The 24,634-nt window shown below is 38.0% G+C and carries 19 protein-coding genes; 13 read left to right on the forward strand and 6 right to left on the reverse strand.

Annotated elements, in window-relative coordinates; all coding sequences use genetic code 11:
- Positions 1-9: 9 nt before the first annotated feature.
- Positions 10-702: a Tim44/TimA family putative adaptor protein gene (locus ACFIK1_RS02045; protein ID WP_012754525.1), complete on the reverse strand. Its 693-nt coding sequence runs from the start codon at positions 700-702 to the stop codon at positions 10-12.
- Between the two features lie 172 nt (positions 703-874).
- Here ACFIK1_RS02045 and ACFIK1_RS02050 point away from each other — a divergent pair, with 172 nt between their 5' ends.
- On the forward strand, positions 875-1,369 hold the full coding sequence (locus ACFIK1_RS02050) for an FxsA family protein (RefSeq protein ID WP_375627955.1): 495 nt from the start codon (positions 875-877) through the stop codon (positions 1,367-1,369).
- Between the two features lie 142 nt (positions 1,370-1,511).
- Positions 1,512-1,988, forward strand: a complete 477-nt coding sequence (gene secB / locus ACFIK1_RS02055) for a protein-export chaperone SecB (protein ID WP_375661969.1) — start codon at positions 1,512-1,514, stop codon at positions 1,986-1,988.
- Positions 1,989-2,055: 67 nt separating this feature from the next.
- Here secB and ACFIK1_RS02060 read toward each other — a convergent pair whose 3' ends face one another.
- On the reverse strand, positions 2,056-4,356 hold the full coding sequence (locus tag ACFIK1_RS02060) for an NADP-dependent malic enzyme (protein ID WP_375661970.1): 2,301 nt from the start codon (positions 4,354-4,356) through the stop codon (positions 2,056-2,058).
- A 195-nt stretch (positions 4,357-4,551) separates the two neighbouring features.
- Between ACFIK1_RS02060 and mutS the strand changes: the two genes are divergently transcribed.
- Positions 4,552-7,296, forward strand: coding sequence for a DNA mismatch repair protein MutS (mutS, locus tag ACFIK1_RS02065; RefSeq protein ID WP_375661971.1), 2,745 nt, complete (start codon positions 4,552-4,554; stop codon positions 7,294-7,296).
- A gap of 1,039 nt (positions 7,297-8,335) precedes the next feature.
- Here the strand turns inward: mutS and ilvD are convergent.
- The 3 genes from ilvD to ACFIK1_RS02080 all read right to left on the reverse strand — a co-directional run bounded on the left by ilvD (position 8,336) and on the right by ACFIK1_RS02080 (position 11,861).
- Complete coding sequence (ilvD, locus tag ACFIK1_RS02070) at positions 8,336-10,174, reverse strand: dihydroxy-acid dehydratase (protein WP_375661972.1); 1,839 nt, start codon at positions 10,172-10,174, stop codon at positions 8,336-8,338.
- A gap of 977 nt (positions 10,175-11,151) precedes the next feature.
- Positions 11,152-11,403, reverse strand: coding sequence for a DUF1150 domain-containing protein (locus tag ACFIK1_RS02075; RefSeq protein WP_012754519.1), 252 nt, complete (start codon positions 11,401-11,403; stop codon positions 11,152-11,154).
- 26 nt (positions 11,404-11,429) lie between these two features.
- On the reverse strand, positions 11,430-11,861 hold the full coding sequence (locus ACFIK1_RS02080) for an Hsp20 family protein (protein ID WP_375612819.1): 432 nt from the start codon (positions 11,859-11,861) through the stop codon (positions 11,430-11,432).
- A 120-nt stretch (positions 11,862-11,981) separates the two neighbouring features.
- Between ACFIK1_RS02080 and nth the strand changes: the two genes are divergently transcribed.
- The 10 genes from nth to ACFIK1_RS02130 all read left to right on the forward strand — a co-directional run bounded on the left by nth (position 11,982) and on the right by ACFIK1_RS02130 (position 21,726).
- Positions 11,982-12,722: an endonuclease III gene (nth, locus tag ACFIK1_RS02085; RefSeq protein WP_375612818.1), complete on the forward strand. Its 741-nt coding sequence runs from the start codon at positions 11,982-11,984 to the stop codon at positions 12,720-12,722.
- 155 nt (positions 12,723-12,877) lie between these two features.
- Positions 12,878-13,081 carry a 50S ribosomal protein L35 gene (rpmI, locus tag ACFIK1_RS02090; protein ID WP_183193590.1) on the forward strand — a complete coding sequence of 68 codons (204 nt, stop codon included), beginning with the start codon at positions 12,878-12,880 and terminating at the stop codon, positions 13,079-13,081.
- Between the two features lie 33 nt (positions 13,082-13,114).
- Positions 13,115-13,516, forward strand: coding sequence for a 50S ribosomal protein L20 (gene rplT / locus ACFIK1_RS02095; RefSeq protein ID WP_375661973.1), 402 nt, complete (start codon positions 13,115-13,117; stop codon positions 13,514-13,516).
- 94 nt (positions 13,517-13,610) lie between these two features.
- Positions 13,611-14,693 carry a phenylalanine--tRNA ligase subunit alpha gene (gene pheS / locus ACFIK1_RS02100; RefSeq protein ID WP_375639516.1) on the forward strand — a complete coding sequence of 361 codons (1,083 nt, stop codon included), beginning with the start codon at positions 13,611-13,613 and terminating at the stop codon, positions 14,691-14,693.
- 32 nt (positions 14,694-14,725) lie between these two features.
- A complete protein-coding gene (pheT, locus tag ACFIK1_RS02105; RefSeq protein WP_375661974.1) occupies positions 14,726-17,140 on the forward strand; it encodes a phenylalanine--tRNA ligase subunit beta in 2,415 nt (804 codons plus the stop codon).
- Between the two features lie 290 nt (positions 17,141-17,430).
- Positions 17,431-18,339 carry a metal ABC transporter substrate-binding protein gene (locus ACFIK1_RS02110; RefSeq protein WP_375620851.1) on the forward strand — a complete coding sequence of 303 codons (909 nt, stop codon included), beginning with the start codon at positions 17,431-17,433 and terminating at the stop codon, positions 18,337-18,339.
- Positions 18,336-19,166 carry a manganese/iron ABC transporter ATP-binding protein gene (locus ACFIK1_RS02115; protein ID WP_273790252.1) on the forward strand — a complete coding sequence of 277 codons (831 nt, stop codon included), beginning with the start codon at positions 18,336-18,338 and terminating at the stop codon, positions 19,164-19,166. The genes ACFIK1_RS02110 and ACFIK1_RS02115 overlap by 4 nt, the downstream gene beginning before the upstream one ends.
- Complete coding sequence (locus tag ACFIK1_RS02120) at positions 19,163-20,029, forward strand: metal ABC transporter permease (RefSeq protein WP_375611406.1); 867 nt, start codon at positions 19,163-19,165, stop codon at positions 20,027-20,029. Before ACFIK1_RS02115 ends, ACFIK1_RS02120 begins: the two co-directional genes overlap by 4 nt.
- Complete coding sequence (locus tag ACFIK1_RS02125; protein WP_273790250.1) at positions 20,026-20,931, forward strand: metal ABC transporter permease; 906 nt, start codon at positions 20,026-20,028, stop codon at positions 20,929-20,931. The genes ACFIK1_RS02120 and ACFIK1_RS02125 overlap by 4 nt, the downstream gene beginning before the upstream one ends.
- 408 nt (positions 20,932-21,339) lie before the next feature.
- Positions 21,340-21,726: a YbaN family protein gene (locus tag ACFIK1_RS02130; protein ID WP_375633686.1), complete on the forward strand. Its 387-nt coding sequence runs from the start codon at positions 21,340-21,342 to the stop codon at positions 21,724-21,726.
- A 1,484-nt stretch (positions 21,727-23,210) separates the two neighbouring features.
- Here ACFIK1_RS02130 and pncB read toward each other — a convergent pair.
- The gene (pncB, locus tag ACFIK1_RS02135; RefSeq protein ID WP_375636355.1) at positions 23,211-24,515 is read right to left on the reverse strand and encodes a nicotinate phosphoribosyltransferase; all 1,305 of its coding nucleotides are present in this window, start codon (positions 24,513-24,515) and stop codon (positions 23,211-23,213) included.
- Between the last annotated feature and the right edge of the window lie 119 nt (positions 24,516-24,634).

Consider the following 24,634-nt stretch of genomic DNA (forward strand, 5'->3'; position numbering starts at 1 on the left):
AAAAGTATTTTAATTTTCATTTTCTGTAGCAAAAAGCTTCCAGTTTGGATCTGACGATAAACTATTGCGAACGAAAGTCCAAATATCCCTGATTTCTACAATAGCATCAGGATCACCGTCTATACGCTCACCCTGTTCATTATAAGTAACAGAAATCATCTCACTGACAATACGTATCGTTAAAAGTTCATCCTTTTCTTGTATTGCCGCCGCAACAAATTCGATCTTATTAATTCCAACAAAAGTGAACTCTATTCTCTCTTTATTTTTTTCTCGTTGCTCAATAGCCGTACAAAAGCTCTCAAAAACATCCTGACAAAGCAAGCTTTTAAGTTGATTGCGATCACCTTTGGCAAAAGCTGTTACAATCATTTCATAAGCAATTTGTGCACCTTTTATAAAAAATTGAGGAGAAAATTGAGGATCAATTTTATGCAATTCCCGCAAATTTTTATTCAAAATACTCCCCTCCGGTGAAATTTTATCAATTTCACTAAAGTCGTCTTTTTGTGAATTTTTCTGATGAGGGAACGAAACAATATTATCAGCCGTTTCTGCTTCAACCTGTTTTTTAGAACGACGCGAATAAGGATCAAAGGGGGGCTTTTCAAACCCAATTCGTTTCCCTAATACATTACGGAGTTGCACAAAAATAACAACCATAACAACAAGAGCTATGACAAGTATAACGTCAAATTCCATGGGCGCTATCAATCTCCAAAGCTTAAATCTCTAATAAACATTGCAGTCAATACCATTTATCAATAAATATGTAAAATAAGGAATCTTATCATTCAAATATTTTTATAGATTTTATATTAAATGGAGTGCTCTTAAGAATTTCTCCCCACCTCATTCAGAAGGAAATTTGCATGTGATAAAACTTTATTCTACAAATCCTCGTTTTTTTGTTGTTATCTTTCTTTGCATTCTTTTAATCGAGATCGCTGGTTTTATCTTTGTTGGTCAAGAAATTGGTATTTTGGCAACTTTGAGTTTGGTTATTCTCACAACCATAGTTGGGGTTGTTTTATTGCGAGTTCAAGGGTTTAGCCTTTTAAAAAACATACAAACTGAACTTATCCAAGGACGCACATTAGAGAATAATATTATTAATGATGTTTTCATTATGTTTAGTGCAATTTTACTTATTCTTCCTGGCTTTGTAAGTGATCTCTTGGGAATATTACTTCTTATTAAACCAATTCGCTCTGTTGTTTGGCATTTCTTTACATCATTACAAAACAAAATGAATCTCAATACTAAAAGAAAAAATGATGCTGAAAAAATAATTGATCTTAATGCAGAAGATTACACAACTTATGATACGACAGAATCTCCATGGCGCAAAAATGATGATAACCATTGAAATGCCTAAAAAATCTGTAACAAACTAAAAAAATATTCAAGATAAAGAGCGCATTTCTTGCAACCTTTTACAAGGCGTGATAACCAATTTTGTCTTTAGATCTAAAATAAATATACATATTATAATGAGAGAGGTTCGTCGTATGGCCGAAGATGAAATGAATAACAGTGGTGGAGAGCCGGTTTTTGCTGTATTAACTCAGTATTTAAAAGATTTATCATTCGAAAACCCAGGTGCTCCTCGTTCATTGCGTACACGTGAAAAATCACCACAAATTGATATCAATATTAACGTCAATGCTAACCCAATTGGTGATGACAATTACGATGTCGTTTTGTCTCTCTCCGTCAAAGCCAATGATAATACTGAAACCTTGTTTCATGTAGAACTGATTTACGGTGGTGTTTTCCACCTTGAAAACATTCCACAAGAACATGTTATGCCATTGGTCTTTATTGAATGTCCCCGTCTTTTATTTCCATTTGCCCGCCAAATTATATCTGATGCTACTCAAAATGGTGGTTTTCCACCTTTATGGATTGATCCTATTGATTTTGCAGCCCTCTTCCAAAAGCGTCTCGCTGAAGAACAAAAAGACAATCAAATACAGCCCTCTTAAAAAATTTATTCTTTTGCTATCATAAAGCCCCTTGATATATTATTAGTATATTAGGGGCTTTTTTCCTTTAGACGACTTTTGCGGCATGATAAGCCGCAAGCATTGCGATATTGACAACATCTGTATCGTTTCCACTAAACGGTACAATTTGGACAGATTTTTCCAATCCAATTAAAATAGGACCAATGATGGTTGCTCCACCAAGTTCTTGTAACATTTTGCTTGCAATGGAAGACGCGTGATATCCAGGCATAACCAAAATGTTAGCGGGCTCTGTTAATCCCATAAATGGATATTGCTGCATCAATTTGGAATTGAGTGCTACATCGGCGCTCATTTCTCCGTCAAACTCAAAATCAACCTTGCGTTCATGCAAAATATTAATCGCATCCTGAATTTGCTGTGTGATTTGCCCTTTCATATAACCAAACGTAGAAAATGCTAAAAATGCTACCCGTGGTTGATATCCAAATCCACGTACAAATGAAGCGGTTTGTTCCGCTATATCCGCAAGTTCTTCAGCATTAGGATTTTCATAAACAGCTGTATCCGTAATAAACACAGTTCGTCCTCGGCAAATGGCCATTGAGATACCAATCAATCGTTCTTTTGGTTTTTCATCAATTGCACGACGTATGTCGATCAGCGCTGTTTCATAATTGCGTGTCACCCCTGTAACCATTGCATCAGCATCTCCTAGTGCCACCATACACGCAGCAAAATAATTGCGATCATTATTGATACGACGATGACAATCACGCAACAGCCAACCTTGACGCTGCATCTTTTTATAAAGATAATTCGCATAAGCATCTGTACGGCAAGAAAGCTTAGCATTCATAATAGAAATACCTTCACGCTCCAGATCAATTCCAGCAATAACAGCTGTTTCTCTTACTTGCTCTTCACGACCAACCAAAATCGCTTGTCCTAATTTTTGATGAACATAGGAAACGGCTGCCCGCATAACTTGCTCTTCTTCACCTTCTGCAAAGACAATTTGTTTTGGTGCTTGACGAACATGGTTATAAACCCCACGCATCATCGAGGAAGTAGGATCACGTCTCGCATTCAAATCGCGCTCATAGGCCTCTAAATCATCTATGTTCTTTTGCGCAACACCGCTTTCCATTGCTGCTTTTGCTACCGCTATTGAAACAACCGTAAATAAACGCGGATCAAAAGGAACAGGGATGATATAGTTAGGACCAAACTTTAATCGCTTTCCATGATAAGCTTCTGCAACGCTGTCAGGCACTTCTTCATGTGCTAAATTAGCAAGAGCCTTTGCCGCAGCAATCTTCATGTCTTCATTAATAACTCTTGCACGCACATCAAGCGCACCACGAAATATATAAGGAAAACAAAGAACATTATTAATCTGATTTGGATAATCGGAACGTCCTGTTGCGACAATGGCATCATGACGCACTTGCATAACCTCTTCCGGCGTAATTTCTGGATCGGGATTAGCCATAGCAAAAATGATCGGCTGGGGTGCCATGGATCTTACCATTTCAGGAGTAAGAGCACCTTTAGCAGAAACCCCAAAAAATATATCTGCACCTTCCATTGCTTCCATAAGCGTACGTTTATCTGTTTGAATAGCATGCGCAGATTTCCACTGATTCATTCCCTCTTTGCGGCCTTCATAGACCACACCCTTTGTGTCACATAATATGATATTTTCGGAACGAAAGCCCATCGCTTTAATCAATTCAATACAAGCAATCCCTGCAGAACCAGCACCATTACAGACTAACCGCGTATTTTGCATATCGCGCCCTGTTAAAGTCAAAGCATTGAGAACACCCGCAGCAACAATAATCGCTGTACCGTGTTGATCATCGTGAAAAACAGGTATATTCATCATCTCGCGTAGGCGGCTTTCAATCATAAAGCACTCTGGCGCCTTAATGTCTTCAAGATTAATTCCACCAAAAGAAGGTTCTAAATGGCGCACCAAATTGATAAAATTTTCTGTATCGTTTATATCAATTTCTAAATCAATGGAATCAATATCCGCAAAACGCTTAAACAACACTGCTTTGCCTTCCATGACCGGCTTAGAGGCAAGTGCCCCTAAGTTGCCTAACCCTAAAATAGCGGTTCCATTTGAAATAACAGCAACAAGATTACCTTTTGCTGTATAATCATAAGCTAGCGCTGGATTTTGAGCAATTGCCTTAACTGGAACTGCAACACCTGGTGAATAAGCAAGTGCTAAATCATGCTGTGTTGCCATAGACTTTGTTGCAATAATCTCAAGCTTTCCTGGTCGACCACGACTATGAAAATCTAGAGCTTCTCTTTCGCTCGCACTGTAAACAGTTTGAGACATTTTCTGATCCTGCTCGCTCTTTTTCATCTCACTTTATTTTCTCCAAAAACAGTGTAAATTTTGCTTGATAATGCGTATAGTCATTAAATTTGATTCATATATTAGAAATCGCTATTCTTGCCTTAGCAAATCTGATGATGCGTTGCAATTTAGAGATAAATAGATATTGAAGTAAACAAAAAAGAGTAAAAACTTCACTTAAAGGAAACAGGCCTCGTACAAATGGATAAAAAAAACAATCATAAAAATAATTTAATTCCACAGCCTTCTTCCCCATCTGCTTCCTCTCAAGAACGTCTTACACCTATGATGGAGCAGTACATAGAAATCAAAGCCGTCCATCATGATTCCCTTCTCTTTTACCGAATGGGGGATTTTTATGAATTATTTTTTAATGATGCGATTGAAGCTGCTCAGGCTTTAGGAATCACACTCACAGCACGCGGAAAACATTTAGGACAAGATATTCCTATGTGTGGTGTTCCCGTTCATGCTGCAGATGATTATTTACAAAAACTGATTGCTTGTGGTTACCGCGTTGCTGTTTGTGAACAAATAGAAGATCCTGCTGAAGCAAAAAAACGTGGCTCAAAATCTGTTGTTCGGCGTGATGTTGTTCGTCTTGTAACACCTGGAACAATAACAGAAGAAAAACTTCTTGATCCAACACGCGCAAATTATTTGATGACACTTTCCCGTATAAAAACCAGTGATGGAGAGGAATTTGCTCTTTCTTGGATTGATATCTCAACAGGCATATTTCGTGTAACAGAAAGCCGCCAAGAAAAACTTTTGGCAGATATTATGCGTGTGGATCCACAAGAAATCATTGTTTCTGATTCATTTTTTCATGATAAATCTCATAAGTCACTTTTTAGTGTTCTTGATCGTATCGTTTCACCTCAACCTGCTTGTCTCTTTGATGCACTCACCGCTGAACGCGATATTTGCAATTATTTTAAACTCTCAACTCTTGAAGGCGTTGCCGATTATTCACGCTGTGAACTCTCTGCAATTGTAGCTGCTATTCGTTATATCGAAAAAACACAAATCACGCATCGCCCTCCCCTCATGCAGCCTGAGCGCCAAAATGAAAGTGCAACTCTTTTTATTGATGCTGCAACCAGACTAAGCCTTGAACTTATTCGAACGACATCAGGTCAACGGGATGGAAGTTTATTAAAAGCTATTGATCGCACTGTAACAGGAGGAGGATCACGCCTTCTTATTGACCGCCTTATTGCTCCCCTCACAACTCCTTCAGCTATTGATACGCGTTTGGATTCTATCGATTTTTTTCTACATAATCCTTCTCTTGCGGAAGCGATAAAACTTATTTTAAAGGGGGGACCAGATATGCCCCGCGCCGTTTCACGTTTGGCTCTTGGACGAGGAGGTCCCCGTGATATGGCGACAATCCAGCGCGGCTTTGAAATCATTCGTGAATTGCATCAACTTCTTGATAATGAGCTTCTGCCTCAAGAAATAAGTGATGTACAACAGGTGTTCTCAAACTTACCCACAGCGTTGTACTTTCATTTAGAACAAACATTAGCTGATGATCTCCCACTCCTTAAACGTGATGGTGGTTTTATTCGTTCAAATTATCATAAAGAGCTCGATGAAATGCGTGCTTTACGTGATGAATCGCGCCGTGTCATTGCTGAACTTCAAGCGCAATATGCCAAAGAAACAGATATTAAGACTCTTAAAATAAAGCATAATAATATTCTAGGTTATTTCATTGAAGTAACCAGTACACAAGCATCTGCCCTTACAAATAATCCACAAGCTAAAGCACATTTTATTCATCGGCAAACAATGGCAAACGCTATGCGTTTTACGACAACAGAGCTTGCTGACCTTGAAAGCCGTATTGCCCATGCTGCCAATCACGCATTGACACTTGAACTAGAGATTTTTGATATTCTCGTTCAGGAAATTACCGAACAAGTTGATTTTATTCGTAAAGCCTCTGAAGCACTTGCTATTTTAGATGTCTCTGTCGCCTTAGCATATCTTGCTGAAGAACAAGGCTATTGCCGACCTAAAATTGATCTTTCACTTACCTTTCATATCACAGCAGGACGCCATCCTGTCGTCGAGCAAGCACTCCGCAAACAAGCAGCAGAACCTTTTATTGCCAATAATTGTGATCTCTCTGTGCAAGAAAATCAGCAATATGCAGCAATCTGGCTGTTGACAGGGCCTAATATGGGAGGAAAATCAACTTTTTTGCGGCAAAATGCTCTCATTGCTATTATGGCGCAAATGGGGTCCTTCGTTCCAGCGACTTCAGCACATATTGGTGTCGTTGATCGCCTGTTTAGTCGTGTCGGGGCTTCCGATGATCTTGCACGGGGGCGCTCAACCTTTATGATGGAAATGGTTGAAACAGCAACGATTCTCAATCATGCTAGCCACCATTCCCTTGTTATTCTTGATGAAATAGGGCGTGGGACATCAACTTTTGATGGACTTTCTATTGCTTGGGCTGCCGTTGAATATCTCCATGAGGTTAACCATTGTCGTGCTATTCTCGCTACCCATTTTCATGAAATGACCGCACTTACCGAAAAACTTGACAGACTGCATAATGTAACCATGAAAGTCAAAAATTGGGATGGTGATGTAGTTTTTCTTCATGAGGTCACACCAGGAGCTGCTGACCGTTCCTATGGTGTACAAGTCGCAAAGCTTGCTGGACTTCCCCCAGCCGTTATTACACGAGCAACAGATGTACTCCATCAATTAGAACAAGGTGAAATGGCTGGAAAAGGACCTAAACTCATTGATGATTTACCACTCTTTTCTCTTAAAGCAACATCTCCCGTCAATGAAGCAAGAAACAAACATTGTGTACTTCACGAAGCTTTAAAAAATATCCATCCCGATGAACTCTCCCCTAAACAAGCTTTAGAAGCAATTTACCACCTCAAACAGCTTGAAAAGAGTAACCCTTTATAGAAAACGGATGTTATTTTTTATTAAAAAGCTTTCTTAATAGGAGATAAAGTATCCCTTTTTGATATGCCACAGCACAAACTGTTGTTTACCGTATTCCCATCTCTTTTCTACACAATATATTTTGATAAGTGTAATGCATATAGAGGCAAAATCCTATGCATTATATTTCATATTTCCTTAGATCAACATTGGCCCGTATACAAAAAATTGGTCAATATCGACTATTTTTACAAGATAGTCGTTTTTTGCAAAGATTGTCATGAAATCTCCTCCACCTTGCAAATACGCAACATTTAATGAATTATGCTTTTTCACAATCAATATTATTGTTATCATAGCAACAGTTTTAGTTTAAAGCTGTCGGTGTTGGGATGCCTCCCCATTTTTCATAATAAATTCATGGATAATGGATCTCGCATTTTCTTCACATTTTAAGTTATAAAGAGCTCTTTTACTGTTTTCATATGAAACATATAATCAGATATATCACAGCAGTACTTTATTTTCATAAACATCTTTGAACTCCTTCCCGCACCTCAAAGGATAAGGATTTTCATTCGAATCAAGTCTGCAAACAGTCCAGATTCTAAGGGATTTACCTTGACTTCCTAGTCATGTAATTCACTTAAACTCAAAGTTTGATAAACAAGTCTAAGAATATTCACCACACACTAAATATATTAAGTAGGATGCCGTATATCACAGCTCTAAATGACAGTGTTTTTACGGTACAACAAGATAATGCCACCAGTACAATAAATATCTTTCATAAATATAAGAACAGGAAATCGTAATTTCGTATAAAATTGAAATATGATATGAAACGTAATCATACCATATCTATCTTTATCTGTCTTACATAGCTGCTAAAATAAGCAATCCGCAGCAGCTTTTAGTTGTATTGATAGCTTTTTAATCATACTGATCATGACTCGAAATATTCTGATAAGCTCATAAAATAATTAGCTTAGAATATCGTGTAAAAGATGCAAAAAATCAGAATACTATCTCTCTTTTATAAGACGCGTCATTCATCTCATCAAATATTACGTACTGCACCCTTTGCAGCAGATGTGGTCATCGCTGCATAGGCTTTGAGAGCCTTTGAAACTTTACGCTGACGCTTCTCTATCGGTTGCCAAGCACCTTTTCCTTTTGCTTCCATCTTAGCACGGCGCTGCTTCATCTCAACGTCATCCACCAACATATGAATTTTACGATTTGGAATATCAATTTCTATGATATCCCCCTCCTCCACCAACGCAATTTCTCCTCCTTCAGCAGCTTCTGGTGAAATATGTCCTATCGAGAGCCCTGAACTTCCCCCTGAAAAACGTCCATCCGTAACAAGTGCACAAACCTTGCCCAATCCTTTAGATTTGAGATAACTTGTTGGATAAAGCATTTCTTGCATTCCAGGTCCACCACGTGGACCTTCATAACGGATTAAAACAATTTCACCTATTTTAATCTTATCAGTTAATATAGCTGAAACAGCTGAATCTTGGCTTTCAAAAATTCTTGCCGGACCTTTAAAAGTTAAAATTGATTGATCAACGCCTGCTGTTTTTACAATGCAGCCATCTTTTGCAAGATTTCCATAAAGAACTGCCAATCCTCCATCTTGTGAATATGCATGTTCCCTATCGCGAATCACACCTTTTTCACGATCAAGATCAAGGCTCTCATAGCGACAAGATTGGCTAAAAGCTGTCTGTGTTGGAATACCACCAGGAGCAGCACGATAAAATGTACGAACTGTTGGTTCATTAGTTTGTTTCACATCCCAACGGTAAAGAGCTTCTTTCATTGTTTTTGCGTGAACCGTATAAGTTGACGTATCAATGAGTCCCGCCGCATCCAGTTCACCTAAAAGCCCCATAATACCACCAGCGCGATGAACATCTTCCATATGTACATTCGCGACAGCAGGAGCAACCTTACATAAAACAGGAACACGACGTGAAAGATGATCAATATCCGTCATGGTAAAATCCACCTCACCTTCTTGCGCCGCGGCTAAAAGATGCAGTACTGTATTGGTTGATCCCCCCATAGCAATATCAACGGTCATTGCATTTTCAAAAGCCTTGCGTGAAGCAATAGAGCGCGGCAAGACTGTTTCATCATCTTTTTCATAATAACGTTTAACCAATGCAACAATCTGTTTTCCAGCTTCTTCAAAAAGCATTCGTCGATCTGCATGTGTTGCTAACATTGATCCATTTCCGGGAAGAGAAAGCCCCAATGCTTCCGTTAAGCAATTCATAGAATTGGCCGTAAACATTCCTGAACAAGAACCACATGTAGGACAAGCAGCACGCTCCATTTCAGCCACTTCTTCTTCTGAATTTTGTTCTGAAGCTGCTGCAACCATGGCATCGACCAAATCAACCGTTAGATCTTGATCCTTCCATTTAATCTTACCTGCTTCCATAGGACCGCCTGAAACAAAGATTGTCGGAATATTCAACCGTAAAGCAGCCATTAACATACCAGGCGTAATTTTGTCACAATTAGAAATACAGACAAGTGCATCTGCACAATGTGCATTAACCATATACTCTACAGAATCAGCAATGATTTCACGTGAGGGCAACGAATAGAGCATTCCATCGTGCCCCATCGCAATTCCATCATCTACAGCAATGGTATTAAATTCTTTCGCAACACCACCGGCAACTGCTATCTGTTGTGCGACTAATTGCCCAAGATCTTTTAAATGGACATGCCCTGGTACAAATTGTGTAAAAGAATTCGCAATCGCAATAATGGGTTTACCAAAATCAGTATCTTTCATCCCTGTTGCACGCCAAAGTCCGCGGGCTCCTGCCATATTACGCCCGTGGGTCGATATTCTTGAACGGTAAGAAGGCATTATTTTTTTCCCCTCAAATAATTCCATTTTGCTTGTTGTGCTGTAACTTCATTATAAAAACAAGAGCTTTAATATTCAAAAGAGCAAAATACCTTGTACTGAGGCAGTTGAAGCACAAAATTAAAAGCTCTGCATAAACTTTTTTATAAAGCCTTTGTTTTTTTATTACCTGTTAATCAACATCTAATCTTTGTGCAAGTCCACGTTTGAGACAAATATCAAAACGCTTCAGTGTGACATGAACAGTTCCAGATTTTTGTATGCCAGATTTGGTTAGTATATTGCATCTATCTGTTTGCGTAATCTCTGGAATTGGAAAGAATATAAAGAAATCGTGGTAAAAATCTATTATCTCCTTACAATTCAGCTTTACACCTTTCAAACGCATTCATAAAAATATCTTTTAAATAATGATGACGCATTATCTCATCCTTTTGTTTTTACACTCTTCAATAGAGCTACTCCCCCTCAGGAAAAACAAAACACACCAAACAAAATACACTTGTATAGCCTTTATGTACTCATTTTAAAGAGACATCTTTCAATGCACTCGAGCCCATTTCACGATAGCGCCTATGAATGGTATAACAGCCCCCGTGAATAATATAAATCTATAAGGGACATCTTCACACTTATGAAGAAGATAATTGACACCATCATACATTTTTCTCATCCCCAATATTGCGAACATCCTTGGTAATTAAGACAATTAACAAGAGATATTTTTATTCCTTCCTTCAAGCGTTTTTATCTACACGGCTTTCCCTGCGTGTGACATACAAGCAAGTGACTTTAATTGTTTTAATACAAGAGGATCTAAAATGAGAGAACCTTATGATATTCGGGACTCTCATTCCAGTTGTAAAAAATTAATTATGAATATAAACCAATACTTATCTCATTATAACTCACATTACACCCTTTACGAAAAAACAGATAGAATTTACAAAGAGTACAGCGTTTTCTCGTAAGGTAATCTAGTGCAGAGTTACAATTTGTAGTTCATGCTCATTGGCTCCAGCAAGGGCGATAGAACGCTCATCGGATAAAATGATAGGATAACCTGTTTCACCAAAGAGAGCCCATATCGTAATGCCTGGGGTCATCGGTGGAAGATCTGGAAAGTTTTTAGCCAGATCATCTGTACAAACTTTTTTTAAATAGGCAATCTGTCCCGCATCAGAGTAGGATGTGTTCTGAAACGACAAGTTTTGTTTGTGTTCTCCCATTTCACTGTTCCTTTACGCCTTAACTTTTATGACTCACCACTACTGACTTTAATTGGAATCTGTTTTATTTCTTTTTTTAATTTTGGTTGATACAGATTAATTGATAAAAGACCATTTTTCAACTCTGCATTTGTAACATGCATCCCTTCCGCGAGAACAAAGGTTCGCTGGAATTGTCGCGCAGCTATACCGCGATATAAATATTGATGATTTTGGTTGTCTGTTTGTTTACCATGAATAACCAATTGATTATCATCGAGTAAAATATTAAGATGGTTAATCTTAAATCCAGCAACAGCCAAAGTTATCCGGATATGATTTGCATCATCACTTTTATGCAAACGTTCAATATTATAGGCTGGGTAAGCCTCATCAGCTTTACCGATACGTTGCAATATTTTTTCTACGGTTTCAAACCCTAAAAGAAAAGGATTGGAGAAAGGCGTCACATGTGTCATTCATGAGTATCCTCTTTAAAACGGCTTTACTTGACCAAACTCTATAAAAGTGTTCGCTGCACTCCTCTCATATGGCGAGCGTGAATGATAACTTCAAGAGAGAAGATTTAAGAGAGTTCAATGCCTCAAAGTAACATAAAATTATCAAAGGTGCGAAATTTATCTAGTATATTGTATAATAAAGATGAAATTGCGGAAATATTTCGCCGTTTTTCTGTGCAACGCCCAACACCTAAGAGTGATCTTAACTATATAAATACTTTTACACTTTTAGTTGCCGTTGTGCTTTCGGCTCAAGCGACAGATGTAAGCGTTAATAAAGCGACAAAAGAATTATTTTGCCTTGCTGATCAACCGGAAAAAATGGTTGCATTAGGGGAAGAAGAAATAGCAAATCATATCCGTTCAATTGGCCTTTGGCGTGCAAAAGCACGTAATGTTTATGCGCTTTGCAACTGTTTAATTGATTATTATGGCGGTCAAGTACCCGATACGCGTGAAGCACTCATGGCCCTTCCTGGAGTGGGGCGCAAAACGGCTAATGTGGTCTTGAATGTTGCTTTTGGTCAGCCTACATTGGCAGTAGATACACATATTTTTCGCTTAAGCAATCGTCTTGGTTTGGCGCCTGGCAAAACACCAGAAATTGTTGAGAAAAAATTATTAAAGATTATACCGGTTCATTATATTCGCCATGCGCATCATTGGCTGATTTTACATGGTCGCTATATTTGTCAAGCCCGTAAACCACAATGTACGCAATGCATTATTGCCGATTTATGTAAAGCAGCCATCAAAACAAATGCAATTCCAGCACCTTTGGTTGAGCTTCAAGGCAATGGAGCGCCGATTTTTTTGTAATACGGTCTTGCTATTTTGTGTATACTAGCTTATGAAAATGTCTTTAAGAGCCGCCCGGCAGGGCATGCCGTGGCTGTTTAAATGCTTGTTCAAGCGTTGGTCCGCTTGAGTGAATAAAATGTTTGATTGAATAAATTAATGTACGGAGTAGCAAAATGCCCAAGATGAAGACCAAATCATCCGCTAAAAAGCGGTTTAAAATCACTGCGTCAGGCAAAATTAAAGTAGCAGCTGCCGGTAAGCGCCACGGCATGATTAAGCGTTCGAATAAATTTATTCGCGATGCACGTGGAACAATGGTTTTGTGTGAACAAGATGCTAAAAAAGTCATTCAGCATTATTTGCCGAATGGTATTTAAACCTTACGCTTTTGATTTTGAGGAGATTATAATATGGCTCGTGTGAAAAGAGGTGTGACAGCACACGCTAAGCACAAAAAAGTTCTTAAACAGGTTGAAGGTTTTTACGGTCGTCGTAAAAATACCATTCGTGCAGCTAAAGCAGCGGTTGATCGTTCAAAGCAATACGCTTATCGTGATCGCAAAAATAGGAAACGTACTTTCCGTGCTTTGTGGATTCAGAGAATTAATGCGGCTGTTCGCGCAGAAGGTTTAACTTATGGACGTTTTATTGATGGCTTATCAAAAGCCGGTATTGAGGTTGATCGTAAGGTTCTTTCAGATATAGCAATCCATGAGGCAGAAGCATTTTCTGCTTTAGTAGCTTCGGCAAAAAAAGCTTTAGAATATTTAAAAGATACGACACCTAATGCTTTCGAAGGCGCTGTCAAATAAGCCAGTCGTGTTCTCTTAAAGCATTCATTTATTCGAGGTCCCGTGCTGGCTATTGCGAGTGCGGGTTTTTCTTTATTAAAAAATAGGCAAAAATATGAATGATATTGAGCGTCTGGAACAAGAAATTTGTTTAGCCTTAGAGGCAGCAGGTGATGAACAAGCACTTGAAGAAGTGCGTATTGCAGCATTGGGTAAAAAAGGTAGTATCTCTGAAAAATTAAAAGAATTAGGAAAAATGGATGCTGGCGAGCGCCATAAAGTTGGACCAGTTCTTAATGGATTAAAAAATCGCATTTTAGAATTATGGGCACAAAAGCGTGATCTTCTGAAAAGACAGGCAATGGATGCCCGTCTTTCTCGTGAAACAGTTGATGTTACCTTACCTGTTCGCTCTTCACCTATAGAACGGGGACGCATTCATCCTATTTCACAAGTGATTGAGGAAATTATTGCCATTTATACAAAGTTGGGTTTTTCTCTTGCAGAGGGACCTGATATTGAAACAGATTATTATAATTTTACGGCATTGAATTTTCCTGAAGGGCATCCAGCGCGTGAAATGCATGATACCTTCTTTTTTGATGTTGATAAAATGGGAGAACGAAAATTATTGCGAACCCATACATCACCCGTACAAATTCGTACACTAGAAAAACAAAAAGCACCGATACGAATCATTATTCCTGGAAAAACTTACCGCATGGATTCGGATGCAACACATTCTCCCATGTTCCATCAGGTAGAAGGTCTTGTCATCGATAAAACCTCCACCATTGCCCATATGATGTGGCTACATGAAACCTTTTGTAAAGAATTTTTTGAAGTTCCCTCTGTAAAAATGCGTTTTCGTCCCTCTTTTTTCCCTTTTACCGAACCATCTATGGAAGTGGATATTCAATGTGATCGTTCTGGTTCAGAAGTAAAGTTCGGAGAAGGACAGGATTGGTTGGAAATTTTAGGATGCGGAATGGTGCATCCCCAGGTGTTGAAAAATGTTGGTTTAGATCCCGATGAATATCAAGGTTTTGCATGGGGCATGGGCATTGATCGTATTGCCATGTTGAAATACGGTATGCCTGATTTGCGGGCTTTTTTTGATGCTGACCTGCGTTGGTTAGACCATTATGGCTTTCGTTGCTTTGATATGCCTGCTTTTTTTCCTAATAAAAACGTGTGATCTTAGTCATCGCTTTCATGTGAGGTTTTAAAATGAAGTTTACATTGTCGTGGTTAAAAGATCACTTAGAAACAAATGCATCTTTGAATGAAATTTGTGAAAAATTAACCGCTATCGGTCTTGAGGTTGATCACGTTGATGATCGGTCTTCTTTAAAAGGTTTTATGATTGCAAAAGTTTTAACAGCAATAAAACATCCTGATGCCGATAAACTTCAAATTTTATCAGTCGATACAGGGACTTCCACACCTGTTCAAGTTGTCTGTGGAGCACCAAATGCACGCGTAGGTCTTATTGGTGTTCTGGCACTACCAGGCACTTATATTCCAGGACTTGATGTAACATTATCTGTAGGAAAAATACGCGGTGTTGAAAGTTTTGGGATGATGTGTTCGCAAGCGGAGCTTGAATTATCAAATGAACATGATGGGATTATCGAACTTCCAGAAGATAGTCCTATTGGAGGTTCATTTGCAGCTTATGCTGGTTTAGATGATCCGGTTATTGATATTGGTTTGACCCCTAATCGTTCCGATTGCACAGGTGTTCGCGGTATTGCCCGTGATCTTTCTGCCGCTGGAATGGGAAAATTAAAAGAATTATCTTTGTCAAAATTTGAGCCTTCTTTTGAAACACCTCTCGGTGTTTCATTAGATTTTTCGCAAGATTCATCATTATGTTTAGGTTTCGCTTGGCGTGAAGTACGCAATGTTCAAAATGGCGAATCACCACAGTGGATGCAACAGCGTTTGAATGCAATTGGTCTGAGACCGATTAATGCGCTTGTTGATATGACCAATTACATCAGTTTTGACCTTGGTCGTCCGCTCCATGTTTTTGATGCAGATAAAATTAAAGGTAATTTGTGTGTACGTTGTGCGCGTGAGGGAGAACAGCTTCAAGCACTGAACGGGAAAATCTATCATCTGGGCGCTAAGAATTGTGTCATTGCAGATGACGAGGGGGTTGTTTCGATTGCCGGTATCATGGGCGGAGAAAGAGCGAGTTGTGATGAAACAACACATCGCGTTATTATTGAATCGGCGCTTTGGGATGCGCGAAGCATTGCACAAACAGGAAGAGCATTAGGTCTTATCAGTGATGCACGTTATCGATTTGAACGAGGTGTTGATCCGGCTTTTATAGACACAGGACTTGAGATTGCAACAGAATTGGTCTTACGTCTTTGTAGTGGTGAAGTATCTAAAAAGAGGATCGTTGGCTATCAGCAACAAGAAATCAAACAGATCGCTTTTCCTTTTTCTGAAATTAAACGTTTAACAAATTTGGAAATAGAGCCTGAAAAAGTCATCTCTATTTTAACAAAACTTGGATTTTTCGTTGAAGGAAAAGGAGATGTTATTACGGTAAAAGTACCATCATGGCGCCCTGATATTATGGGTAAAGCCGATTTGGTGGAAGAGGTTATGAGAATTTATGGGTTAGATAAAATTAAACCTATTCCTTTGGAAAACTTTGCAGAAGGAAAAGATCAAATTTTAACATGCGCACAAATTCGTTCACGTGCTACACGTTTGGCTCTAGTGCAACGTGGTATGAAAGAAGCGGTAACATGGTCTTTTATTTCTGAAAATCAAGCTCTTGCTTTTGGAGGAGGTCAAGAAGAGCTTAAATTAGTTAATCCTATTGCTGCTGATATGTCAATGATGCGTCCTTCCCTTTTACCTGGTTTGATTATAGCGGCACAAAGAAATGCTGATCGTGGTTTTTCCGATCTTGCTTTGTTTGAAGTTTCAAGTATTTATGAGGGCGACACCCCTGATAAACAACACCGTGTTGTTAGTGGAATTCGTCGCGGAACAGAGCAATTTAAAGGGGCTGGGCGTTTTTGGAATGGAAATGCAACCGTCGTTGATGTTTTTGATGCCAAAGCAGATGCTTTAGCTATTTTAGAAGCATGCGATATGGATGTTGGGAAAGTGCAGATTGAAGTTGGAGCACCTGATTGGTATCATCCTGGTCGTTCAGGTGTCATAAAACTTGGATCAAAGATTATTCTTGGTTTTTTTGGTGTTTTTCATCCTGCTACATTAGAAAAGTTAGATGTCAGTGGACCTTTATGCGGCTTTGAAATTTTTCTAGATCGAATTCCAGAATCAAAGAAAAAAACGACCAAAAGCCGCCCTCCTTTGAAACTCTCGCCTTTTCAAATGGTGCGGCGTGATTTTGCCTTTATAGCGGATAAAACTGTTGCCTCTTCTCTTATTATTCGGGCGGCAAGTGGAGCCGATAAAAAACTTATTCATTCAGTGCAGGTTTTTGATATTTTTGAAGATTTAAGCTTTGGTGAAGATAAAAAATCTGTTGCAATTGAAGTAACTATTCAGCCCATAGAACGGACTCTAACAGATGAAGATTTAGAAAAGCTTGCCTCAAAGATCGTGGATAATGTTACCAAAATGACAGGTGCATATTTACGCTACTGAGTATTCTCATTTTTTATGAGATATTTTACATGAAGTGGGAGCATTTTTGAGTGCTCCCTTTTTGTTTGGCATTCAAGAGCTATAGAACTTCTTGAAAGGGAACCTCCTTACCAAAACAAGCTGCTTAAATCATCAATTTTTTCAATATGAAAAAACTGTTTTTAAACATCTTGAAAAGTTATTTTTTCTCTTAATCCTTCATTGCAAATGTAAAAGATAACTGCTATTGCTAAATGATAATGCAAATTATTTGCAATAAAAAGAAGGCATATAAAGGAAAGAGAGAATCAATGAACGTAAGAACGTTTTTCACCATAGTTTTTGGAAGTGTTATTTTTTTTACACCCAATTTTGCTTTGTGTGCTGGTAAATTTAAAGCTGTTACGACATTCACTATCATTGCTGATATGGCACGCAATGTAGCAGGTGATGCCGCTGATGTTGAATCCATTACAAAACCAGGTGCGGAAATTCATGAATACCAACCCACCCCACGCGATCTTATGCGTGCTCAGGGAGCTAACCTTGTATTGTGGAATGGTTTAGAGTTAGAGCTTTGGTTTGAAAAGTTTTTTCAAAATATCAAGGATGTTCCAAGTGTTGTTGTTTCAAAAGGTATTATACCCATTAAAATTGGTGAGGGCCCCTTTAGCGGTAAACCCAATCCTCATGCGTGGATGTCACCGACCTCTGCTTTGATTTACGTTGATAATATTCGCGATGCTTTTGTAAAATATGATCCTGAACATGCTGAAATTTATAAACAGAATGCTGAAATTTATAAACAGAAAATTCGTGCAACGATTGATCCAATTAGGGCTGAATTAGAAGCTGTACCGCAAGATAAACGTTGGCTTGTGACCAGTGAGGGGGCTTTTAGCTATTTGGCGCGTGATTTTGATCTAAAAGAACTTTATTTATGGCCCATCAATGCTGACCAACAAGGAACACCACAGCAGGTCAAGCATGTTATCGATATGGTTCGCAAATACAATATTCATGCAGTTTTTTCTGAAAGCACTATTTCCCCTGCGCCTGCCAAGCAGGTTGCCAGAGAAACAGGGGCTAAATACGGTGGTGTTCTTTATGTTGATTCTTTAAGTGAGAAAAATGGTGAGGTACCCACTTATATTGATTTATTACGTGTCACGAGTGGACGTATTAGCAATGCTTTAGTAGAGGGAGTAAAAAACCAATGACGGAATGTGGAATTTTTGCCCAAGGAGTAACGGTAACATATCGTAATGGACATACAGCTTTACGCGAAGTGAATTTTGAAAGTCCAAAGGGTTCTATTACGGCATTGGTTGGTGTTAATGGATCCGGTAAGTCAACGTTATTTAAAGCGATTATGGGGTTTGTACGCCCCTCAAAGGGAAAAATTCGTATGTTTGATTTGCCCGTTGATATAGCTTTGAAAAAAAATCTTATTGCTTATGTTCCTCAAAGTGAAGATGTTGATTGGAATTTTCCTGTCTTGGTTGAAGATGTTGTATTGATGGGGCGGTACGGTCATATGAATTTCTTTCGCTATGCCCGTACACAAGATTATGAAGCCGTTCGTATTGCCTTAGAACGCGTTGATATGTTGGCTTTTGCCAAGCGCCAAATTGGAGAACTTTCTGGTGGACAGAAAAAGCGTGTTTTTCTAGCGCGCGCTCTTGCACAGAAAGCAAAAGCTATTTTATTAGATGAGCCGTTTACAGGGGTTGACGTTACAACAGAAGATAAAATCATTGCTTTGTTACAAGATCTCCGTAAAGAAGGAGCAGTGATCTTGGTTTCAACTCACAATTTGGGTTCTGTTCGCGAATTTTGTGATCATACAGTTTTAATAAAAGGTACTGTTTTAGCTTCTGGGTTAACAGAAAAAATCTTTACAAAGGAAAATCTGGAGAAAACTTTTGGAGGGTCTTTGCACCACCATATTTTTGATCTTCAAACCACAAAAAAAAATGATGTTTTCATGGGAAGAAAGCAGTCTGCAGTTTGTGAAGATATTGAAAGAGTGGAGCACGTTGCATGATTTCTTGGTTGCTTGAGCCACTGAGCTATCAATATATGGTGAATGCAATGTGGGTTTCTGGGTTAGTTGGGTGTGTTTGTGCCTTTCTTTCAGCTTTTTTGATGTTAAAAGGTTGGTCATTGATTGGTGATGCACTTTCCCATTCGATTGTTCCTGGTGTAGCAGGAGCTTACCTTTTAGGGTTACCTTTTTCACTCGGCGCTTTTTTTTCTGGTGGTCTTGCAGCAGCAGCAATGCTCTTTTTTAACCACCGGACAAAGCTTAAAGAAGATACCATTATTGGGCTCATTTTTTCTTCCTTTTTTGCCTTTGGGTTGTTTCTCAAATCATTAAAACCAATGGCTGTTAATATTGATACGATTGTTTTGGGAAATATTTTAGCAGTGAGTTCAACAGATATTCTACAATTGGCTTTTATCGGCTTTGTTTCGTTGCTTATATTGCTTTTGAAATGGAAAGATCTTCTTGTGTCATTATTTGATGAAACGCATGCGCATGCCATTGGATTAAACGTAAAATTTTTAAAGATTCTCTTTTTCACATTGCTTGCCGCTTGTACTGTTGCTGCGATGCAAACCGTTGGAGCATTCTTAGTCATTTGTCTTGTTGTGACACCTGGGGCAACGGCCTATCTTTTAAGTGATCGTTTCGTGAACATCTTGGTTATTGCAGTTGTAATTGGAACCTTCACAAGTGTCTTGGGTGTTTATGTGAGTTATTTTTTGAATGCACAAACAGGGGGGGTTGTAGTGCTTTTTCAAGCATCTTTATTTGTTTTGGCTTTTATTTTTGCTCCTAAACATGGGTTTATTGCTGCGCGCTTACGCATAAATGCGGCAAAAAAGGGTGTAATATTATCATGATTGATCAATTACTGCTTCCGTTTCAGTTTTCTTTTATGCTTAAGGGTATGCTTATTGTCATGATTCTTTCTATTCCCATGGCGATGCTTTCCTGTTTTCTTATTTTGAAAGGATGGGCGCTGTTAGGCGATGCCATTTCTCATGCAGTTTTTCCAGGTGTTGTTGTTGGTTATATGACAACACCATGGGTAATCGCATTTTTAACTTCTTTGCCATTTGCTTGGTTTCAGCATATGCGTCCAGAGAATATTACAATGACTTTGATTACTTGCGGTGCTTTTGTTGCAGGAATGGTGTGTGCACTATTAACGGGTTTTTTAGGGAGCAATAGCCGTATCAAACAGGACACGGTGATGGGTGTGGTCTTTTCTTCAATGTTTGGTTTGGGGCTTGTTTTAGCCACGTCTATTTATAGTAGCTTAGATTTGAATCATATTCTATTTGGTAATCTCTTGGGTGTTAACTGGCTTGATATAACGCAGACGGCAATCATTTCCGCTGTTGTCACTTTTATTTTAGCAGCAAAATGGCGCGACTTTATGCTGTATATTTTTGACACAGTTCAAGGACGTGCAATGGGGTTACCAATATCTCTACTCCACTATACCCTGCTAACGATGATTTCTCTTACAATTGTTGCAGCTTTGAAAGCTGTAGGTATCGTACTCGTTATTTCTTTACTGATAGCACCAGGAGCAATTGCCTATCTTGTCACAAAGCGGTTTTCTTTTATGTTAATGATCGCGATACTTGTTGCAGCTTTTTCTGGTTTTTTAGGGATTTATCTCAGCTTATTTATCGGCTCTGATTCTGCTTCCACAATTGTGTTGATCTTGACGTTGATTTTTATGGCTATTTTCATGATGATTTTCTTTCGTCGAAACACAGTTCAAGAGACTTGAAAGTGTTAAAATTCATGCATATCAGCCATGCATTTTTATATATTGTTTCTCATTTTTATTTTAATTAGAGTCCGGGGTGCTAGGTTATTTTTCCTCCTAATATCTAGCAGGTGAATGCAGTAAATTTTCTCCCCCCCAAAACTGCATTCTTAATTAAGAGGCTGCATTGATTTCTTCTGCAGCCTTTTTATTTTTTTGTTTTTCTAAAATCTCTCCTCTTTTCTTGAAATCATTTAAAATGATTATAATATTGTGTAAGCTATTCGGTATTTTCAAGGAACTTATAACAGCAAAGACACTTACACATGAAGGGGTAGAGCGTAATTGTGCACTCAGACATGTAAACAGAAAAAAACAGATACAATGTTTTTGTATAGGGTTTTGCGTAGAGGAAAATAGTACGAGAAAATGAAAAAAGATTTGAAGATATCGCACCCTTTACGTATCTGCTATTATATAGCAGGGTGGGCGATGGTTATATTAGGTATTATCGGTGTCGTATTACCTATTATGCCAACTGTGCCTTTTTTATTGGTTGCCTCATGGTGTTTTACGCGTTCTTCTCCACGTTTTCATCAATGGTTGAATAATCATCGTATTTTGGGTCCCCCTATTAAGCGATGGGAAGAAAAAAAAGCAATCTCTCCATTTGTTAAAGTTTTTGCAATGATGAGTATGACAGGAGGATTTTTATCCTTTTTTGTAATGCTACACCCTCCTTTGTGGATTTCTTTACTTGTTGCGGTTATATTATTGCTGATTGCCATTTATATTGTAACACGTCCATCTTCCTAATGATAAAAAAGGCTTTATGGGATACTCTTTTTAGCTTCGGCTTATTTGTAAAAACTATGAGAACTTTTAAGTTTTGAATATAAGCTCTCCATTTCCAAAATGCATATGAAATAGCAAGCTTTTTGAACGCAATTAATTAATAATATGTTTGTGAAATAATTTTTATGAACAAAGAAAATTGTTTATGAACACTCAAAATGTTCTCTCTTGGTAAACAATGATAAATCACATTCATGGAAGAGAGTCTTTATTTCTGTAAAGCATGTTTGTATGAATCTCTACATATACATCATTAAAAAGTCATTGATATGATAGTCATTTCTTTCTAAAAGACATTTCGTTTTTTTCATATTTCTTAATGAGGATATAATACAAAGCTTACTAAACACCATCATTTTTATACTTATACAGTTAAGAAGCCGGTCTATTATATCAATCTTTAATGTTACATCTGTTATTAACTTAAGAATAATTCATAAGAAACAACAGAGTTTTTCAAATGGTTTTATATATACACGCATTCTTATTATAATATGCGAATAAATAATTTTTCTGTCTTTGTATAAAGCTTATTCGAAATAAAAATATTATTGCATTCTTTGTTTTTTAATGAAGTCATGCCCCTCAAGTAAAACAAAAGGTCTCCCAAATCATGTTATTTACACATTTATTTTTAATGAAACATTTCTCAACGCTTTACTCATTTCATAATAGCAGACTATACATGGATAAAGTAAAATCTCCTGTAACATGTATAAAATCTATTTGAGCACCATCATCCTTGCCTTGCAAAATACACACCGACAGTCACCATGCTATTTGTCATCCTCCAATGTTGCCTTAGTAATTCCTAATGCTACAATTATAGCTTGTCATCTGGTTTTGTATATTTTGACACTAAATTTTGTACCAATTTATTTTTTTCAAAGAGTTTAAAGATGTTCTCAAAGGGTTTTGAAAGCCTTTTCTCATTTTTACTTATGGAAACGCACTTTTTTCTGATTTTCGGTAATTTTTGCAATTTTAGGTGTCAAAATCTATTTTGATAAAACGCGCATTTAATGGTCAAAATTGTACATAAAAACAACAAATTACCACGTATTCCTACTTAATCCAACCTCTTCCTACTTAGTATAAAACCTACTGTCAAACTACAACAATAACCCTTAGAACTTGAAAACCTTCATACATGCAAGGAGATGAGTGTGCTTGATTTAACAGGGTTAAAATGAGAAAATCTCCTTGGCTAAACTTCCTTGGCACGTTAAGTGTTTTTTTAATGCGTCGTAAATACTTTTAAGTCTTATCTATCGCGCCTTATGTAAGTGAAGCGTATGCGTGGTAGGCCAAGTAGAATCTGCTCAAAAACAGCCGAACTGTTTACAGACCAGCAAAGGTTAAGAATCCTCATCCTTAGGGTAGAACAAAAATCAATCTTATAAACAATATGATGAGTCAATATACTTGTTTTAAAGAACCGGAAACTATGTCTTTATAGGTCTAGCAATTCGCTTTTTATTACCAAAAAAATTGAGATAACGTTGTACTTCTTTTGAATCACCAATCGTTTTTTCAGGATTATCTGAAAGTTTTACAGCTGGTCGACCATTGGCATAGGTCACCTTACAAACAAGGGAAAGAGCATCAAGAGTTTTGATTTCCTGAGGTGCACAGCCTGTAAAATCATTGGTAAGATCCGTGCCCCATCCAAAACTCATGCGCACTCTACCATGGAAATGATGATAGGTTTTTTCAATTGTATTGACATCAAGAGCATCAGAAAAAATTAAAAGTTTTTTGCGTGGATCTTTTCCTTTTTCTTTCCACCATTGAATAATACGTTCGCCACCTTCAATAGGGGGCGCACTATCGGGTCTGAAACCCGTCCAATCAGCAACCCAATCTGGTGCATTGCGTAAAAATTCTTCTGTACCAAAGGTATCAGGTAAAACAATGAGAAGATTTCCACCATAATAACGATTCCAATCTTGCAAGACTTGATACGGAGCTCTGCGTAATTCATCATCGTTGTTGCTGAGAGCCGCAATAACCATAGGCAATTCGTGTGCATTGGTTCCAAGAGCTTCTAAATCCGTATCCATGGCAAGAAGAACATTAGAAGTTCCAGTAAAAGAATGACCAATGCCTTCTTTTAATGCTTCCACACACCAGCGCTGCCATAAAAAAGAATGGCGGCGCCTTGTCCCAAAGTCAGATATTTTAATATCAGGCAATTTTTTGAGACGTTCAACTTTACTCCACATTTTTGCTTTAGCACGCGCATAAAGTACATCAAGAGCAAAACGATCTAGTTTTTTGAGAGCAGCACGTGAACGTAATTCACTAATAATAGCAAGGGCAGGAATTTCCCACATGGAACTATGGGCCCAGGGTCCATGAAAATGAAGGATATATTGGCCATCTTTGCGGGTGAGTTCATATTCTGGGAGTTGAAAATTCTCAAGCCACTGAAGAAAATCCGGTTCAAAAATTTGTTTGCGTCCATAAAATGTATTACCAGCAAGCCAGATCATTTCTTTTTTTGTAAAGCGCAAACTAAGAGCATGATCAAGTTGAGCACGTAATTCACTCTCATCAATATCATCGGCAAGACGTATTGTTTTAGAGCGATTTATGAGGGAAAAAGTAACATTAACATTAGGGTATAACCCCCAAATCATCTGCACCATAAGAAGCTTATAAAAATCCGTATCAAGAAGTGACCGAATAATGGGATCAAGCTTCCAAGTGTGATTGTAAACACGTCTAGCAATATCCGGATGATTCATAACCTTTTTCTTTCATTTTCATAAAATCTAAAATATTATGCACCAACACGGCTAATATAGACGGTGCAATATAACAACTCTACAGTTTTGGGCAAGAATAAAAAGCCTGCTCTCTTTTT

Source organism: Bartonella sp. OC16QHHD, from assembly GCF_042194035.1.
In the GTDB taxonomy this organism is placed as follows: Bacteria; Pseudomonadota; Alphaproteobacteria; order Rhizobiales; family Rhizobiaceae; genus Bartonella.